Origin of the sequence: Ramlibacter rhizophilus (assembly GCF_004681965.1) — a bacterium.
Taxonomy (GTDB): Bacteria; Pseudomonadota; Gammaproteobacteria; order Burkholderiales; family Burkholderiaceae_C; genus Ramlibacter; species Ramlibacter rhizophilus.
On record NZ_SMLL01000006.1, the window covers coordinates 340,725 to 356,302 of the forward strand.

The 15,578-nt window shown below is 70.3% G+C and carries 12 protein-coding genes; 7 read left to right on the top strand and 5 right to left on the bottom strand.

The annotated features are described in order from the left end of the window. Nucleotides 1–26 precede the first annotated feature (26 nt). Together EZ242_RS16590 and pyrF are read left to right on the top strand one after the other, a co-directional pair. The gene (locus EZ242_RS16590) at nucleotides 27–2,699 is read left to right on the top strand and encodes a hybrid sensor histidine kinase/response regulator (protein WP_240787126.1); all 2,673 of its coding nucleotides are present in this window, start codon (nucleotides 27–29) and stop codon (nucleotides 2,697–2,699) included. Nucleotides 2,700–2,737: 38 nt separating this feature from the next. Then, nucleotides 2,738–3,568, top strand: a complete 831-nt coding sequence (pyrF, locus tag EZ242_RS16595) for an orotidine-5'-phosphate decarboxylase (RefSeq protein WP_135286298.1) — start codon at nucleotides 2,738–2,740, stop codon at nucleotides 3,566–3,568. A 10-nt stretch (nucleotides 3,569–3,578) separates the two neighbouring features. Here pyrF and EZ242_RS16600 read toward each other — a convergent pair whose 3' ends face one another. Both EZ242_RS16600 and uvrA read right to left on the bottom strand, forming a co-directional pair. Next, nucleotides 3,579–4,583, bottom strand: a complete 1,005-nt coding sequence (locus EZ242_RS16600) for a metal-dependent hydrolase (RefSeq protein ID WP_135286299.1) — start codon at nucleotides 4,581–4,583, stop codon at nucleotides 3,579–3,581. Nucleotides 4,584–4,594: 11 nt separating this feature from the next. Next, nucleotides 4,595–7,531 (bottom strand): excinuclease ABC subunit UvrA, encoded by a 2,937-nt coding sequence (uvrA, locus tag EZ242_RS16605; protein WP_135286300.1) that lies wholly within the window; start codon nucleotides 7,529–7,531, stop codon nucleotides 4,595–4,597. 138 nt (nucleotides 7,532–7,669) lie between these two features. Here uvrA and EZ242_RS16610 point away from each other — a divergent pair, with 138 nt between their 5' ends. Together EZ242_RS16610 and ssb are read left to right on the top strand one after the other, a co-directional pair. Further along, entirely contained in the window at nucleotides 7,670–8,878 is a 1,209-nt protein-coding gene (locus EZ242_RS16610) for an MFS transporter (protein WP_135286301.1), read from the top strand. Nucleotides 8,879–8,930: 52 nt separating this feature from the next. After that, nucleotides 8,931–9,458, top strand: coding sequence for a single-stranded DNA-binding protein (gene ssb, locus EZ242_RS16615; protein WP_135286302.1), 528 nt, complete (start codon nucleotides 8,931–8,933; stop codon nucleotides 9,456–9,458). Between the two features lie 276 nt (nucleotides 9,459–9,734). On the opposite strand, the gene mnmA is transcribed toward ssb, so the two are convergent. The 3 genes from mnmA to EZ242_RS16630 form a co-directional block, all read right to left on the bottom strand. Further along, nucleotides 9,735–10,841, bottom strand: a complete 1,107-nt coding sequence (mnmA, locus tag EZ242_RS16620) for a tRNA 2-thiouridine(34) synthase MnmA (RefSeq protein ID WP_135286303.1) — start codon at nucleotides 10,839–10,841, stop codon at nucleotides 9,735–9,737. 22 nt (nucleotides 10,842–10,863) lie between these two features. After that, nucleotides 10,864–11,358, bottom strand: a complete 495-nt coding sequence (locus tag EZ242_RS16625; RefSeq protein WP_135286304.1) for an NUDIX hydrolase — start codon at nucleotides 11,356–11,358, stop codon at nucleotides 10,864–10,866. A 230-nt stretch (nucleotides 11,359–11,588) separates the two neighbouring features. Beyond that, a complete protein-coding gene (locus EZ242_RS16630) occupies nucleotides 11,589–12,308 on the bottom strand; it encodes a hypothetical protein (RefSeq protein WP_135286305.1) in 720 nt (239 codons plus the stop codon). A gap of 178 nt (nucleotides 12,309–12,486) precedes the next feature. Here EZ242_RS16630 and EZ242_RS16635 point away from each other — a divergent pair, with 178 nt between their 5' ends. From EZ242_RS16635 to EZ242_RS16645, 3 genes are read left to right on the top strand one after another with little or no spacing between them, the layout of a single operon-like run. Further along, entirely contained in the window at nucleotides 12,487–13,602 is a 1,116-nt protein-coding gene (locus EZ242_RS16635) for a Re/Si-specific NAD(P)(+) transhydrogenase subunit alpha (protein ID WP_135286306.1), read from the top strand. Nucleotides 13,603–13,607: 5 nt separating this feature from the next. Continuing rightward, complete coding sequence (locus EZ242_RS16640) at nucleotides 13,608–13,931, top strand: NAD(P) transhydrogenase subunit alpha part 2 (RefSeq protein WP_135286307.1); 324 nt, start codon at nucleotides 13,608–13,610, stop codon at nucleotides 13,929–13,931. Continuing rightward, entirely contained in the window at nucleotides 13,928–15,358 is a 1,431-nt protein-coding gene (locus EZ242_RS16645; RefSeq protein WP_135286308.1) for an NAD(P)(+) transhydrogenase (Re/Si-specific) subunit beta, read from the top strand. The genes EZ242_RS16640 and EZ242_RS16645 overlap by 4 nt, the downstream gene beginning before the upstream one ends. Nucleotides 15,359–15,578: the final 220 nt, after the last annotated feature.

A 15,578-nucleotide genomic window follows, 5' to 3' on the forward strand; every position in this document is an offset into this window, starting at 1 on the left:
CCTGCGCGAGGGAGCGACGGAGTTCAATGATCCTAAGAGAGAAGCGTCCGGTTCGCTGGACGGTGCGGACCTACCTGATCTGGCTGGTGCTGGCGTGCCTGCTGCCGGGCGTGGTGGGCGCGCTGGTGCTGGTCGGGCACCAGTACCGGCAGAGCCGCGCCGAGCTGGAGAAGAGCACCCTTCTGACCGCGCGCGCACTCGCCCAGGCCACCGACAACCACCTCCTGAAGGTGCAGGCGGTCGCGCAATCGCTGGCCACGTCCTCGGCCTTGACCGAGGGCGACCTGCCCCGCTTCCACCGCCAGGCCCGGCAGGTGCTCAGCCAGGTAGGCCTGGGCACGCATGCGGTGCTGCGCGACTCCGTCGGTCGCCAGTGGTTGAACACCGCCGTCGAGTGGGGCGCGGCGCTGCCCCAGGGCGCCGCGCCCGAGCATGTGCAGTACGTGTTCGAGACCGGGCAGGCCAGCATCTCCGGGCTGTACGAATCCCCCGAGCTGCGCAGCATCGCCATGAGCGTGGACGTGCCCGTGCTGGTGCGCGGCGAGCTGAGCTATTCGCTGGGCATCGTGGTGCCGCCCTCGCAGTTCGACGCCGTGCTGCGCACCCAGGGCATGCCGGCCGACTGGTTCGCCGGCGTCTTCGACACCACCGGCACGCTGGTCGCGCGGGCGCAGGCGCCGCGCCGCTTCGTCGGCCAGAAGGTGGCCGCAGGCCTGCTGGAGCCGCTTGCCTTCCTGCCGGAGGGACGCGGCGAGTTCACCACCCTGGACGGGGTGGTGATGGACGCCTTCTTCAGCCGCTCGCCGGTGTCCAACTGGGGCGTGGCCATCGGTATCCCGCAATCGGCGCTGCTGTCGGACATGCTGCGAACCTCCGCGGTCGTGGGCCTGGGCATCGCGGTGCTCTTCGCCGCGGGCCTGCTGCTGGCTCGGCTGATCGGCCGGCGCATCGGGCGGGCCTTCCAGACGCTCAGCCAAGCGGCCTCCGAGCTGGGCGCCGGCCGCGTCATCGCAAGCCCCGAGACGCACATCCGTGAAGCCGCCGAAGTGGCGGCGGCGCTGGGTGCGGCCTCCAGCCTGCTCAAGGAACGCGCCACCACGCTCAAGGAAAGCGAGATGCGCTTCAAGGCGCTGGCGGACAACATCGCGCAGCTGGCGTGGATGACCGACCGGCACGGCGTGGTGCAGTGGTTCAACCGCCGCTGGTACGAGTACACCGGACTGGACTCGGAGGCGGCGGCCGACCGCGGCTGGGACCGCTGCCAGCACCCCGACTACCGAGCGCAGGCGCTGGAGAAGTTCCAGCGCCACGTGGCCACCGGCGACCCCTGGGAGGACACCTTCCCGCTGCGGGCGCGCGACGGCAGCTACCGCTGGTTCCTCTCGCGGGCCTTTCCGCTGCGCGACCAGGGCGGGCGCATCGTCAGCTGGTTCGGCACCAACACCGACGTGACCGAGCAGCTCGAGGCGCAGCAGGCACTGCACGATGCGGACCGCCGCAAGGACGAATTCATCGCCCTGCTCGCGCACGAGCTGCGCAACCCGCTGGCGCCGGTCCGCACGGCCGTCGAGATCCTGCGCCGGGTCGGCTCGCACGAGCCGCGGCAGGACCGCGCGCGCGAGGTCATCGACCGGCAGGTCACGCACATGTCGCGCCTCATCGACGACCTGCTGGACGTCTCGCGCATCGCGCGCGGCAAGCTGGCGCTGCGCAAGGAACGCTGCGACCTCGCGGCCGTCGCGCGCCAGACGGCCGAGGACTATCGCTCCAGCCTGGAGAGCGCGGGCCTGCGGCTTCACGTGCGCAGCGCGCCCCAGCCCATCTGGGTGGACGGCGATCCGGTTCGCCTCGCGCAGATGGTCGGCAACCTCCTGAACAACGCCGCCCGCTTCACCGAGCGCGGCGGCCAGGTGGAAGTGCACGTGGAGGCCGACGCCACCCGCCGCATGGCCATGGTGCGGGTGGTGGACACCGGCGTCGGCATGGACGCCGAGCTGATCCAGCGCCTCTTCGATCCCTTCAGCCAGGCGCGGCAGGACCTCGCGCGCTCCAAGGGCGGCCTCGGCCTGGGGCTGGCCTTGACCAAGGGCCTGGTGGAACTGCACGGCGGCGGCGTGGCCGTGGACAGCGACGGCCTGGGGCACGGCTCCAGCTTCACGCTGCGGCTGCCGCTCGCCCAGCCGCAGCAGGAAGGCGGCCGCCCGGCGGAGCGGACCGCGGTCGAGGCGCGCGGGCTCAAGGTGCTGGTCATCGAGGACAACGAGGATGCCGCCCGCTCGCTCGGCGAGCTGCTGGAGATGGCGGGGCACACGGTGCAGCTCGCCTTCGACGGCGAGTCGGGCGTGGCCGCCGCGGGCGTCCTCCGTCCCGAGGTGGTCATCTCGGACATCGGCCTGCCCGGCGAGATCGACGGCTACGGCGTGGCCCAGGCGCTGCGTGCGGACCCGGCGCTGCGTGGCGCCTACCTCATGGCGCTGTCGGGCTATGCGAGCGACCATGCGCGCCGCCGCTCCAGCGCCGCCGGGTTCGACGTGCACCTGGCCAAGCCGGCGGACATCCAGGTGCTGGAGCGAACGCTGGCCAGGATCAGCCCCTTGGCAGCCGGGCAGCCCTCAGTGCCTCCGGAGGAGCCGGCGAAGCCGCTGCCGCCCGAGGGCACCTCGATCCCTCGCGCCAAGCCGGTTCCCGGCGCGCCCTGAGCCGGGGCCGCACGAGGCGGTCCTTACAATCGCGCGCCATGACGTTCATCGAGAAGCTGCTGGACGCCCAGCGGCGCAACGGCTCCATGCTCTGCGTGGGGCTGGACCCGGAACCGGCGCGATTCCCGGGGGCGCTGCAGGGCGATGCGAGCCGCATCTACGACTTCTGCGCCCGCATCGCCGACGCCACGGCGGACCTGGCCATCGCCTTCAAGCCGCAGATCGCCTACTTTGCCGCCCACCGCGCCGAAGACCAGCTGGAGCGCCTCATGGAGCACCTGCGGCGCAACGTCCCGCAGGTGCCGGTCATCCTGGATGCCAAGCGCGGCGACATCGGCTCCACCGCCGAGCAGTACGCCCGCGAAGCCTTCGACCGCTACGGTGCCGACGCGGTCACGCTCTCGCCCTTCATGGGCTTCGACTCGGTCCAGCCCTACCTGCGCTACGAGGGCAAGGGCGCATTTCTGTTGTGCCGCACCTCCAACCCGGGCGGCGATGACCTGCAGAGCCAGCGCCTGGCTTCGGTCCCTGGCGAGCCCCTGCTGTACGAGCACGTGGCCCGGCTGGCGCAGGGACCCTGGAACCTCAACGGGCAGCTGGGGCTGGTGGTCGGCGCCACCTATCCGGCCGAGATCGAGCGCGTGCGCCAGGTGGCCCCGCGCATGCCGCTGCTCATCCCCGGCGTCGGCGCACAGGGCGGCGATGCGGTGGCCACGGTGAAGGCCGGCTGGCGCGAGGACGCACCCATCGTGGTGAGCTCCTCGCGGGCCATCCTGTACGCCTCGGGTGGCGAGGACTTCGCCGAGGCGGCGCGGCGCGAGGCGGTGAGGACGCGCGCCGTGCTGCAGGACGCGCGGCCTTCGAACTGACCGGTCCGCATCACTCCAGCGGCGGCAGATCCGAATCCCACATCCGCGCCCAGATCCATTCGATCCCGCGCCCCACATCCCCCCGCCAGCCCAGGTTCTCCGGCTCCGCCGGCTGCCAGCCGGACCCGCGCCGCGCGACCCGGAATGAAAAGACGTAGCCCGGCTCCTGCCCCATGCGCAGGTCGGTGATGAAGGCCTGGCCGTGCTCTTCGCTCATCTTGAAGAAGCCGCGCGAGAACCAGGCCATGCGGGCGACCGGCCAGAGGTGGTCCAGCGACTCGTACAAAGGCAGGCCACGGTCGAAGGCGCGGAAGGTGATGGAGCGCTGCGGGTCCAGCAGCGAATAGAAGCCTTCCAGGAAGCGGTCGTCCTTGACGGCGACCACGCGCCACAGCACGGTGTTGAGCGGCGCCGGCGTGACCAGCACCGCCGCGTCCTGCACGCCGCGGGCGGCCAGCGATTCCTCGGCGATCTGGCGCACATGCCATTGCGCCGCCGCGCTCCAGCCCAGGTAGAGGCAGGACAGCGCCAGGCCCCAGCGGTTCCATGCAAGGCCCCGGTGCGCGCGCCGCGCCAGCGCCACAACCAGGCCCACCAGCAGCGGCACCGTGTAGAGCGGGTCGATGATGAAGATGCTGCCCAGCGCGAAGGGGTGTTCCGAGAAGGGCTGCAGCAGCTGCGTGCCGTACACCGTCATGGTGTCCAGCAGCGGATGCGTGACCAGAGCCAGCCACAGGGCCAGCCACCAGCGCTTGAAGAGGGCGCGCCCGCCGCCCAGCCGGCTCGCGATCCAGGCCAGCACCGGCGCGCCCAGCGTGAGCCAGAACAGGCCGTGGCTGTGGCCGCGGTGAAAGGTCATGTTGCGCACCGCGTCACCGAAGTCGATGAAGGAGTCGAGGTCGGGGATGGTGCCCGCCAGGCCGCCCCACAGGGCGGCCTTCCACACCGCCGTGCGGCGGCCCATCACGGCCACGCTCACGGCGGCCCCCAGCGCGAACTGCGAGACGGAGTCCATGGGCGCGCAGGCTACAGCAAGCGCCTGAGGTAGCGGCCCGTGTGGCTTTGCGGGTGGGCGGCGATGTCCTCGGGCGTGCCGGCGGCCACCACCTGGCCGCCGCCCGCGCCGCCTTCGGGGCCCATGTCGATGAGCCAGTCGGCGGTCTTGATGACGTCCAGGTTGTGCTCGATGACCACGATGGTGTTGCCCGCGTCGCGCAGCTGGTGCAGCACCTTCAGGAGCAGGTCGATGTCGGCGAAGTGCAGGCCCGTGGTGGGCTCGTCCAGGATGTAGAGCGTGCGCCCCGTGTCGCGCTTGGACAGCTCCAGCGCCAGCTTCACGCGCTGCGCCTCGCCGCCCGAGAGCGTGTTGGCCGCCTGCCCGAGCTTGACGTAGGACAGGCCCACGTCCAGCAGGGTCTGCAGCTTGCGCGCGATCGCCGGGACGGTCTTGAGGAAGGCGTGCGCGGCCTCCACCGTCATGTCCAGGATCTGCGCGATGTTGCGGCCCTTCCACTGCACTTCCAGCGTCTCGCGGTTGTAGCGCTGGCCGCGGCAGACGTCGCAGGCCACGTACACGTCGGGCAGGAAGTGCATCTCCACCTTCACCACGCCGTCGCCCTCGCAGGCCTCGCAGCGGCCGCCGGCCACGTTGAAGGAGAAGCGCCCCGGGCCGTAGCCGCGCTCCTTGGCGGTGTTGGTGTCGGCCATGAGCTCTCGGATGGGCGTGAACAGGCCCGTGTAGGTGGCCGGGTTGCTGCGCGGGGTGCGGCCGATGGGCGACTGGTCGACCGCGATGACCTTGTCGAAGTGCTCGATGCCGTCGATCTCCTCGCAGGGCGCCGGCTCCTCGTGCGCGCGGTACAGCGTGCGGGCCACGGCGGCATACAGCGTGTCGTTCACCAGCGTGGACTTGCCCGAGCCGGACACGCCGGTCACGCAGGTGAGCAGGCCCACCGGGACATCGACGCTCACGTCCTTCAGGTTGTTGCCGCGCGCGCCGACGATGCGAAGCCGCTGCAGCTCGCCCGCCTTGCCGCCGGCGACCGGAAGCCACGGGTGGCGTTTCTCGGGCACCGCGATCTTCAGGCTGCCCGCGAGATAGCGGCCGGTGAGCGAGCGCGGGTCGGCCTCCACCTCGGCCGGCGTGCCCTGGGCCATGACCTGCCCGCCGTGCAGGCCCGCCCCAGGCCCTATGTCGATCACCTGGTCGGCCGCGCGGATCATGTCCTCGTCGTGCTCGACCACCAGCACGCTGTTGCCGATGTCGCGCAGGTGCTTGAGGGTGTCGATCAGCCGGTCGTTGTCACGCTGGTGCAGGCCGATGCTGGGCTCGTCCAGCACGTACATCACGCCCGTGAGGCCGGAGCCGATCTGGCTGGCCAGGCGGATGCGCTGGGCCTCGCCGCCCGAGAGCGTGTCGGCGCTGCGGTCGAGGCTGAGGTAGGACAGACCCACGTCGTTGAGGAATTTCAGGCGCGAGCCCACTTCGCGCACGACCTTGTCGGCGATCTCCGCCTTGGCGCCGTGCAGCCGCAGCTGCTCGAAATAGGCCTGGCTTTCGCGCAGGGTGGCGTGGCTGATCTGGTGCAGGCTGCGTGCCTGTTCGCCTTCGCCCACGCGCACGTGCCGCGCCTCGCTGCGAAGCCGCGCGCCATGGCATTCGGGGCAGGGCTGCAGGCTGCGCATGCGCGCGAGCTCCTCGCGCACGGCGGGCGAATCGGTGTCGCGCCACCGCCGCGCCAGGCTGGGGATCACGCCCTCGAAGACGTGCTTCTTGTTCACCTTGCGGCCGGTCGCGCCCCCGCCATCCAGCACGTAGCTGAACTTGATCTCCTCCTCGCCCGATCCGTGCAGCACCGCGCGGCGCACCGGCTCGGGCAGCGATTCGAAGGGCGCTTCCACGTCGAAGCCGTAGTGCCGCGCCAGGCTCTCGATGAGGCTGAAGTAGTGCGGGTTGCGCCGGTCCCAGCCCTTGATGGCGCCCGAGGCCAGCGACAGGGTGGGGAAGCCGACCACGCGATGGGGGTCGAAGAACTCCAGCTGCCCCAGGCCGTCGCAGCTCGGGCAGGCGCCCACGGGCGAGTTGAAGGAGAACAGGCGCGGCTCCAGCTCGCCGATGGCGTAGTGGCAGATCGGGCAGGCAAAGCGCGCGTTGAACAGGTGCTCGCGCCCGCTGTCCATCTCCAGGGCCACGGCGCGGCCCTCGGCCAGGCGCAGGGCCGCCTCGAAGCTCTCGGCCAGGCGCTGCTGCGCGTCCGGCCGCACCTTCAGGCGGTCGATCACCACGTCGATGTCGTGCTTCTCGGTCTTCTTGAGCGCCGGCAGGCGCTCGGCCTCGTAGGGCTGGCCGTCGATGCGGAAGCGCACGTAGCCCTGGCCCTGCATCTGCGCGAACAGCTCGCCGAACTCCCCCTTGCGCTCGCGCACCACCGGCGCCAGCACCATGAGGCGGGTGTCGGCCGGCAGGGCGAGTGCGGCATCGACCATCTGCGAGACCGTGTGGGACGTGAGCGGCACGTCGTGCGTGGGGCAGTAGGGCGTGCCCGCGCGGGCGAAGAGCAGGCGCAGGTAGTCGTGGATCTCGGTGACCGTGCCCACCGTCGAGCGCGGATTGTGGCTGCTGGCCTTCTGCTCGATGGCGATGGCCGGCGACAGGCCCTCGATGACGTCCACCTCGGGCTTGTCCATGAGCTGCAGGAACTGCCGCGCATAGGCGGACAGGCTCTCCACGTAGCGCCGCTGGCCCTCCGCGTACAGCGTGTCGAAGGCGAGCGAGGACTTGCCCGAGCCGGACAAGCCCGTGATCACCACCAGCCGGTTGCGCGGGATGTCGAGGTCGACGTTCTTGAGGTTGTGCGTGCGCGCACCGCGGATGGCGATGCGCTGCTGCTTCAGCGTATCGCCGAGGTAGACGCTGTCGGCGGGGGGTTTCAAGCGGAGCCCGGGAAAAGGTAAACCCGGCATGATAGTTGCGGCACGTGCGCCAGGGGCCGGTCGGCCGATGGCCGACAATCCACCCCTTGCGCGCCGGCGCGTGCCCCATTGTTTCGCCAGCCTTCCGACTTCGTGAGTTCCACCTCCACCGCCCCCTCATCCAGCCGCATGACGCCGCTCGAGCGCCGGGCCAGCGGCTCCCTCGCCACCGTCTTCGCCGCCCGCATGCTGGGCCTGTTCCTGGTGCTGCCCGTCTTCGCCCTGGAGGCGGCGGGCTACCCCGGCGGGGACGATCCGGCCCGCATCGGCCTGGCCATGGGCATCTACGGCCTCACCCAGGGCCTGCTGCAGATCCCCTTCGGCCTGGCTTCGGACCGCTTCGGGCGCAAGCGCACCATCACCCTCGGCCTGGTCGTGTTCGCGCTCGGCAGCTTCGTCGCCGCCGCCGCGCCCACGCTCACCTGGCTCATCGTCGGCCGCTCATTGCAGGGCGCGGGCGCCGTGTCGGCGGCCGTCACCGCGCTGCTGGCGGACCAGACGCGCGACGAGGTGCGCACCAAGTCCATGGCGATGGTGGGCGCGAGCATCGGGCTCATGTTCGCCTTGTCCCTCGTGGCCGCGCCGATGCTGGCCGCGGGCATCGGGCTGGCGGGCCTGTTCGCGCTCACGGGCGTGCTGGCGCTGGGTTGCATCGCCGTCGTGCGCTGGTGGACCCCGCCGGAGCCGCAGCAGCACCGGGACATGCCGCGGGGGCGGATGTCCGAGGTGCTGAAGCATCCGGCCCTGCTGCGGCTGAACCTGGGCGTCTTCGTGCTCCATGCGGTGCAGCTGGCCATGTGGGTGGCCGTGCCCGGCCTGCTGGTGACCGCGGGCCTGGATGCGCAGCACCAGTGGGAGGTGTACCTGCCCACGGTCCTCGGGTCCTTCTTCGTCATGGCGGCGGTGCTGTTTCCGCTGGAGCGGCGCGGCTACCTGCGCGCGGTGTTCCTGGGCTCCGTGGGCCTCATCGGGGTCGTGCAGCTGGGCTTCCTGCTGGTGGCGGCGCGACCGGGCGTGGCCGAAATGGGGGCGCTGCTCTTTCTTTTCTTCTGCGGCTTCAACGTGCTGGAGGCCAGCCAGCCCAGCATGGCCTCCCGGGTCGCTCCCGCGCACGCGCGCGGCGCCGCCCTGGGGGTCTACAACACCCTGCAGTCGCTCGGTTTCTTCGTCGGCGGTGCGCTGGGCGGCTGGCTGGCCAAGGTGGCCGGGCCGCACGGCGTCTTCGGCGCCTGCGCGGCGCTCATGCTGCTGTGGCTGGTGGTGGCCTGGCCCATGCGCGCGCCGCAGCGCGCCAAGTCGCCGGAAGAGACGCTGGCCGACGAGGCCCAGGCCACTTAGAAGCCCGCCAGTCGCCACCCCATAATCGCCCCGATTCACCCGGAGGAAACCCATGGCATCCGTCAACAAAGTCATTCTGGTCGGCAACTGCGGCCGGGATCCCGAAATGCGTTACCTGCCCTCGGGGCAGGCGGTGGCCAACGTGAGCGTGGCCACGTCCAGCCGGCGCAAGGACAAGAACAGCGGCGAGACGGTGGAAGACACCCAGTGGCACCGCGTCACCTTCTATGACCGCCTGGCCGAGATCGCCAACGAATACGTCCGCAAGGGCCGCCCCATCTACGTGGAAGGCCGCCTGAAGTACGGCAAGTACACCGGCCAGGACGGCGTGGAGCGCAACACGGTGGACATCATCGCCACCGAGCTGCAGCTGCTGGGCGGCCGCGAAGGCATGGGCGGCCCCGGCGGCGGCGGCGGCGGTGGCGAGGACGAGTACGGCGGCGGTGCACCCCAGCGCCGGGCCGCACCGGCGGGGCGTCCCGCCGGGGGTGGCGGTGGTGGCGGCGGCGGCGCGCGGCCCGCACCGGCGCCAAAGCCGGCGGCGGACTTCAGCGACATGGACGACGACATTCCGTTCTGAGCGTCGCCTCGTGGGCGCAACGGTGGACGCGGCGATCGGGCCCGTCCCGGGTGCCAGCCGCGTCCGTACGCCCCGAGCATTCATTCACCGCAACCAAGGTCCCGGTGGAAGACACTCCCGATCAAAACGCATCCGTTCGCCCTGAGCTTGTCGAAGGGCTTGCGTGGTGGGTCTCGCGCGGTGGGCTTCGACAGGCTCAGCCCGAACGGTTGAGGCCCGACGGGGTCCGTTATTTCGCTGTTTGTCAGCGCCTGTCGATGGGCCTGCAAGGGCGCCTCAGTCGCTCCCGCTGATCACGCCGCCGCCCAGGCACACCTCGCCGTCGTAGAGCACGGCCGACTGCCCCGGCGTGACCGCCCATTGCGGCGCGTCGAAGTCGAGTGCAAAGCGCTCGGCCTCGACGCCGCCGAGGGTGCAGGCCGCATCCTGCTGCCGATACCGCGTCTTCGCGGCGCAGGCGCCCTCCACAGGTGGCGCGCCCGCGATCCAGCTCGCGTCCTGCGCGTGCAGCCTGCGTGACAGCAGCCACGGGTGGTCGTGGCCCTGCACCACATACAGGGTGTTGCGCTCCACGTCCTTGCGCGCGACGAACCAGGGCGCGTGCTCGCCGCCCCCCCGGGCGGCGCCCCGTTCCTTCACGCCGCCGATGCCCAGGCCCTGGCGCTGGCCCAGGGTGTAGAAGCTCAGGCCCTGGTGCTCGCCCACGGTGCGCCCGCGCTCGTCCTTCATGGGGCCGGGCGTCTTGTTCAGGTAGCGGCCGAGGAAGTCCCGGAAAGGCCGCTCGCCGATGAAGCAGATCCCGGTGGAGTCCTTCTTGCGTGCGTTGGGCAGGCCGATCTCCTCGGCCCGGCGCCGCACCTCGCTCTTGTGCAGCTCGCCCACGGGAAAGAGCGTGCGCGACAGCTGTGCCTGGTTCAGCCGGTGCAGGAAATAACTCTGGTCCTTGCCCGGGTCCAGCCCCTTGAGCAACTGGAAGGCGCCCGCGGCTTCGCGCACCCGCGCGTAGTGGCCGGTGGCGATCTTCTCGGCCCCCAGCCGCATGGCGTGGTCCAGGAAGGCCTTGAACTTGATCTCCGCGTTGCACAGCACATCCGGGTTGGGCGTGCGCCCGGCCTGGTACTCGCGCAGGAACTCGGCGAAGACGCGGTCCTTGTACTCGGCCGCGAAGTTGACGTGCTCGATCTCGATGCCGATCACGTCGGCCACGCTGGCCGCATCGACGAAGTCCTCGTTGGACGAGCAGTACTCGCTGTCGTCGTCGTCCTCCCAGTTCTTCATGAAGATGCCCACCACCTCATGACCCTGGGACTTGAGCAGCCACGCGGAGACGGCGGAGTCGACCCCGCCGCTCAAGCCGACCACCACGCGCTGCTTGCGAACCATCGGCGGATTATCTCAAGCGGCCTCAGCCGCCCGAGTGCGCGCCGCCGATCTCCGTCACCGAGGCATGCGTATGGACGAGGGACAGCGGATGCCGCGCCCCCGCGAGGTAGTCCTCCGCACAGCGCAGCACCAGCGGGCTGCGGTGCCGCGCGGCGCTGGCGCGCAGTTCGTCGATGTCCATCCACAGCGTGCGCACGATGCCGTGGTCCAGCGTCCGGGCGGGATCGTGCGCCCCCAGCCGCCCGCAGAACGCGAAGCGCAGGTAGGTCACGTCCTCACCGCCTTCACCCTTCGCCACCCGCGCCAGGTACACCCCCACCAGCGCCGTCGGCTCGAAGGCATGCCCCGTCTCCTCCAGCGCCTCCCGCGCGCACCCGTGGGCCGGAGACTCCCCGGGATCCAGATGCCCGGCAGGATTGTTCAGCCGCAAGCCTTCAGGCGTCTCTTCCTCGACGAGCAGAAAGCGCCCGCCCTCCTCGATGACGGCCGCGACCGTGACATTGGGTTTCCATCGCATGCCGCGATGCTAGCCGCGAGCCAAAGAAAAGACCGAGCGCCAATGCCCCGGACCAGCGGCCACCGCGGAACCGGCTTCGCCGGGCCGCTGGTGGCGCCCCCTTGAGGGGGGAGCGGCCGCCAGGCCGCTTCGGGGGGGAGCCCTTTCTCAGCGGCCACCGCGGAACCGGCTTTGCCGGGCCGCTGGTGGCGCCCCCCTAAGGGGGGAGGCGCCGAAGGCGCTTCGGGGGGTTATTCATATTCCATGGCCCCCTGCACCCACATGAACGACTGCACGTCGATCATGTCCCGCGCCCGCAGCCCGGGGCGTCGGTCGAGGTCGCGGCGGATGATGGCCCCGAAGGTCAGCAGGCGCTCGTACACGCGCCAGGACGGCGTGCTCTGGTAAGGCAGGTCGAATCCATAGGCGCGCGAGGCCTTGCAGGTCACGCGCGGCTTGAGGAACAGGTGCCGGTCCGGCCGCGCGATGAAGCCGAAGGCGGTCACCACCGGCCAGGTCAGCACGCGGCCGCGCGTGCGGGGCAGCTCGGCGACGGCCTGCACCCAGTCCTCGAAGCGTCGCTGGGACGAGCCACGCCCGTACAGGAAGGCATGCAGCTCGTGCGCGAAGAGGCGCGCACCGGCGGCGGGGCGCAGCGCGTCACGCAGCGCCATTTTTTCGAAGGAGAACAGCAGGTTGGTGCGCGACTCGATCCGCAGCGCCGCATCGGCGATGTGGCGGTACTCGCCGCGCGCCAGCAGCTTGCGGAAGGTGTGCGGGTTCAGCTCGGCGTCCCACTCCAGGTGGGCGCGCTCCTTGTGCGAGCGTTCCGCAATCAGGTAGGCCTCGTCGGAGAAGCCCTCGGGGTAATACAGCTCGAACTTGCGGCGGCAACGCGCCGCGCCGAGGTAGCTGATGTTGCTGGCGCGCGCGCCGCCAAGGCTTTGGGTGAGGTGTGCGGTTCGTGCCATCCCGGCAGTCTTCGGTCTGGCCTCAGCTCAGCAAGGTCGGACACGACCTCGCCTCGGTGTAGGCGCCAGGATGACAAGCTCGGCACCGCGCCAAGCCGTGGAATGTCCCTCAGCCGATCATGTAAGCTCCTGTCGCCTTTGTGTCGGAATCCCCAACGGAAGACCTCGAGGAGAGCTCATGCTGATAGGCGTACCCGCCGAAACCACGGCGGGAGAGACCCGTGTGGCCGTCACGCCGGAGACGGCCAAGAAACTGATCGCCCAGGGCCATTCACTGCGTGTCGCCTCGGGCGCGGGCCTGGCGGCCAGCGTGACCGACGAGGCGTATCGCGCGACCGGCGCCGAGATCGTGGACCAGGCGCAGGCCCTCGGCTGCGAGCTGGTCCTGAAGGTGCGCCCGCCTCAAGAGACCGAATACGCGGCGCTGCGACCGGGCACGGCCCTGGTGGGCATGCTCAACCCCTTCGACAGCGCGCGCCTGCAGCGCCTGGCCGCCGCCGGCCTCACCGCCTTCGCCCTCGAAGCCGCGCCGCGCACCACGCGGGCGCAGAGCATGGACGTGCTGTCCTCGCAGGCCAACATCGCCGGCTACAAGGCCGTGATGATCGCGGCCAACACCTACCAGCGCTTCTTTCCCATGCTCATGACGGCCGCGGGCACGGTGAAGGCCGCGCGCGTGGTCATCCTGGGCGTGGGGGTGGCGGGCCTGCAGGCCATCGCCACGGCCAAGCGCCTGGGCGCCGTGATCGAGGCCTCGGACGTGCGGCCCAGCGTGAAGGAACAGGTCGAGTCCCTGGGCGCGAAGTTCATCGACGTGCCGTACGAAACCGCCGAAGAGAAGGAAGCCGCCGAGGGCGTGGGCGGCTATGCGCGGCCCATGCCGCCAAGCTGGCTGGACCGGCAGAAGCACGAAGTGGCCAAGCGCGTGGCGCTGGCCGACGTGGTGATCACCACGGCGCTCATCCCGGGGCGCCCGGCGCCGGTGCTGGTCACCGAGGAGATGGTGCAGTCCATGAAGCCCGGCTCCGTCATCGTGGACCTGGCGGCCGCGCAGGGCGGCAACTGTCCGCTCACCGTCCCCGGCCAGACGGTGGCCCGCCACGGCGTGACGCTGGTGGGCGAGACCAACCTGCCGGCCCTGGTGGCGGCCGACGCCTCGGCGCTCTACGCGCGCAACGTGCTCGACTTCCTGAAGCTCGTGCTCACCAAGGAAGGCGCGTTCAAGGTGGACCTGGAAGACGACATCGTGGCCGCATGCCTGGTGGCGCACAACGGCGAAGTCCGGAGGAAGTGAAAGCCATGGAAGTCTCACACACCGTCGTCAACCTCATCATCTTCGTGCTGGCCATCTACGTGGGCTACCACGTGGTGTGGAACGTCACCCCCGCGCTGCACACGCCGCTCATGGCCGTGACGAATGCGATCTCCGCCATCGTCATCGTCGGCGCCATGCTGGCCGCCGCGCTCACCGAGGGCGGCTGGGCCAAGACCATGGGCGTGCTGGCCGTGGCGCTGGCGGCCGTGAACGTCTTCGGTGGCTTCCTGGTCACCCGGCGCATGCTGGAGATGTTCCGCAAGAAGGAGCGCAAGGTCGCCGCGCAGCCGGAGGGCCACGCCAAATGAGCCTGAACGTCGTCACCCTGCTGTACCTGCTGGCCTCGGTGTGCTTCATCCAGGCCCTCAAGGGCCTGTCGCACCCGACCACCTCCATCCGCGGCAACCTGTTCGGCATGGCCGGCATGGCCATCGCCATCCTCACCACGGGCGCGCTCATCGTGGAGCTTTCCGCCGGCGCCGGCGCCGGCATGGGCATGGCTTGGGTGCTGCTCGGCCTGCTGGTAGGCGGCACGGCCGGGGCCATCATGGCCCGGCGCGTGGAGATGACCAAGATGCCCGAGCTGGTGGCTTTCATGCACAGCATGATCGGCCTGGCGGCGGTGTTCATCGCCATCGCCGCGGTCACCGAGCCGCAGGCCTTCGGCATCGCGCTGCGCCCGGGCGAGATTCCCGCCGGGAACCGCCTGGAGCTGTTCCTGGGCGCGGCCATCGGCGCCATCACCTTCTCCGGCTCGGTCATTGCCTTCGGCAAGCTCTCGGGACGCTACAAGTTCCGCCTGTTCCAGGGCGCGCCGGTGGTGTTCGGCGGCCAGCACCTGCTGAACCTGGCCATCGGCCTCGCGACCATCGCGCTGGGCCTGTTCTACATGGCCACGGAGAACTGGCCGGCCTTCTACCTGATGCTGGTGCTGGCCTTCGTGCTGGGCGTGCTGATCATCATCCCCATCGGCGGGGCCGACATGCCGGTGGTGGTGTCCATGCTCAACTCGTACTCGGGCTGGGCGGCGGCAGGCATCGGCTTTTCCCTGAACAACAGCATGCTGATCATCGCCGGCTCGCTGGTGGGCAGCTCGGGCGCGATCCTGAGCTACATCATGTGCAAGGCCATGAACCGCTCGTTCTTCAACGTGATCCTGGGCGGCTTCGGCGGGGATGCGGGCGCCGCGGCGCAGGGCTCGGCCGAGCAGCGCAGCGTCAAGAGCGGCAGCGCCGACGACGCGGCCTTCATCCTGGGCAACGCCGAAACCGTGGTCATCGTTCCGGGCTACGGCCTGGCGGTGGCGCGCGCGCAGCACGCCGTCAAGGAGCTGGCCGAGAAGCTCACGCACAAGGGCATCACGGTCAAGTACGCCATCCACCCGGTGGCCGGCCGCATGCCGGGCCACATGAACGTGCTGCTGGCCGAGGCCGAGGTGCCCTACGACCAGGTGTTCGAAATGGAGGACATCAACGGCGAGTTCGGCCAGGTGGACGTGGCCATCGTGCTGGGCGCCAACGACGTGGTGAACCCGGCCGCGCTGCAGAAGGGCAGCTCCATCTACGGCATGCCCATCCTGGAGGCCTACAAGGCCAAGACCGTGATCGTGAACAAGCGTTCCATGGCCGCGGGCTATGCCGGCCTGGACAACGAGCTGTTCTACATGGACAAGACCATGATGGTGTTCGGCGACGCGAAGAAGGTGGTGGAGGACATGGTCAAGGCAGTTGAATAACGCTCCCCCCCGAAGCGCCTTCGGCGCCTCCCCCTCAGGGGGCGCCATCAGCGGCCCGGCAAAGCCGTTCCGCGATGGCCGCTGGACTTGGCTTCTGCGGGCGGGGCGGGTTTGGCGGTTCCGTGATGGCCCTGGTCTAAAGGCATCTGTTTTGGTGCGGGTTCGGCGGTCGGGGAGCGCTCTGAGCCGTGCTGGGTTCGCTCCGTTCTTAGGGAAAACA

Coding starts and splice junctions, on each gene's coding strand:
- EZ242_RS16645 (WP_135286308.1), top strand. CDS start 13,928: ATGAGCCTGAACGTCGTCACCCTGCTGTACCTGCTGGCCTCGGTGTGC.
- EZ242_RS16625 (WP_135286304.1), bottom strand. CDS start 11,358: ATGCGATGGAAACCCAATGTCACGGTCGCGGCCGTCATCGAGGAGGGC.
- EZ242_RS16635 (WP_135286306.1), top strand. CDS start 12,487: ATGCTGATAGGCGTACCCGCCGAAACCACGGCGGGAGAGACCCGTGTG.
- EZ242_RS16610 (WP_135286301.1), top strand. CDS start 7,670: ATGACGCCGCTCGAGCGCCGGGCCAGCGGCTCCCTCGCCACCGTCTTC.
- EZ242_RS16640 (WP_135286307.1), top strand. CDS start 13,608: ATGGAAGTCTCACACACCGTCGTCAACCTCATCATCTTCGTGCTGGCC.
- EZ242_RS16630 (WP_135286305.1), bottom strand. CDS start 12,308: ATGGCACGAACCGCACACCTCACCCAAAGCCTTGGCGGCGCGCGCGCC.
- EZ242_RS16600 (WP_135286299.1), bottom strand. CDS start 4,583: ATGGACTCCGTCTCGCAGTTCGCGCTGGGGGCCGCCGTGAGCGTGGCC.
- ssb (WP_135286302.1), top strand. CDS start 8,931: ATGGCATCCGTCAACAAAGTCATTCTGGTCGGCAACTGCGGCCGGGAT.
- pyrF (WP_135286298.1), top strand. CDS start 2,738: ATGACGTTCATCGAGAAGCTGCTGGACGCCCAGCGGCGCAACGGCTCC.
- uvrA (WP_135286300.1), bottom strand. CDS start 7,531: ATGCCGGGTTTACCTTTTCCCGGGCTCCGCTTGAAACCCCCCGCCGAC.
- EZ242_RS16590 (WP_240787126.1), top strand. CDS start 27: ATGATCCTAAGAGAGAAGCGTCCGGTTCGCTGGACGGTGCGGACCTAC.
- mnmA (WP_135286303.1), bottom strand. CDS start 10,841: ATGGTTCGCAAGCAGCGCGTGGTGGTCGGCTTGAGCGGCGGGGTCGAC.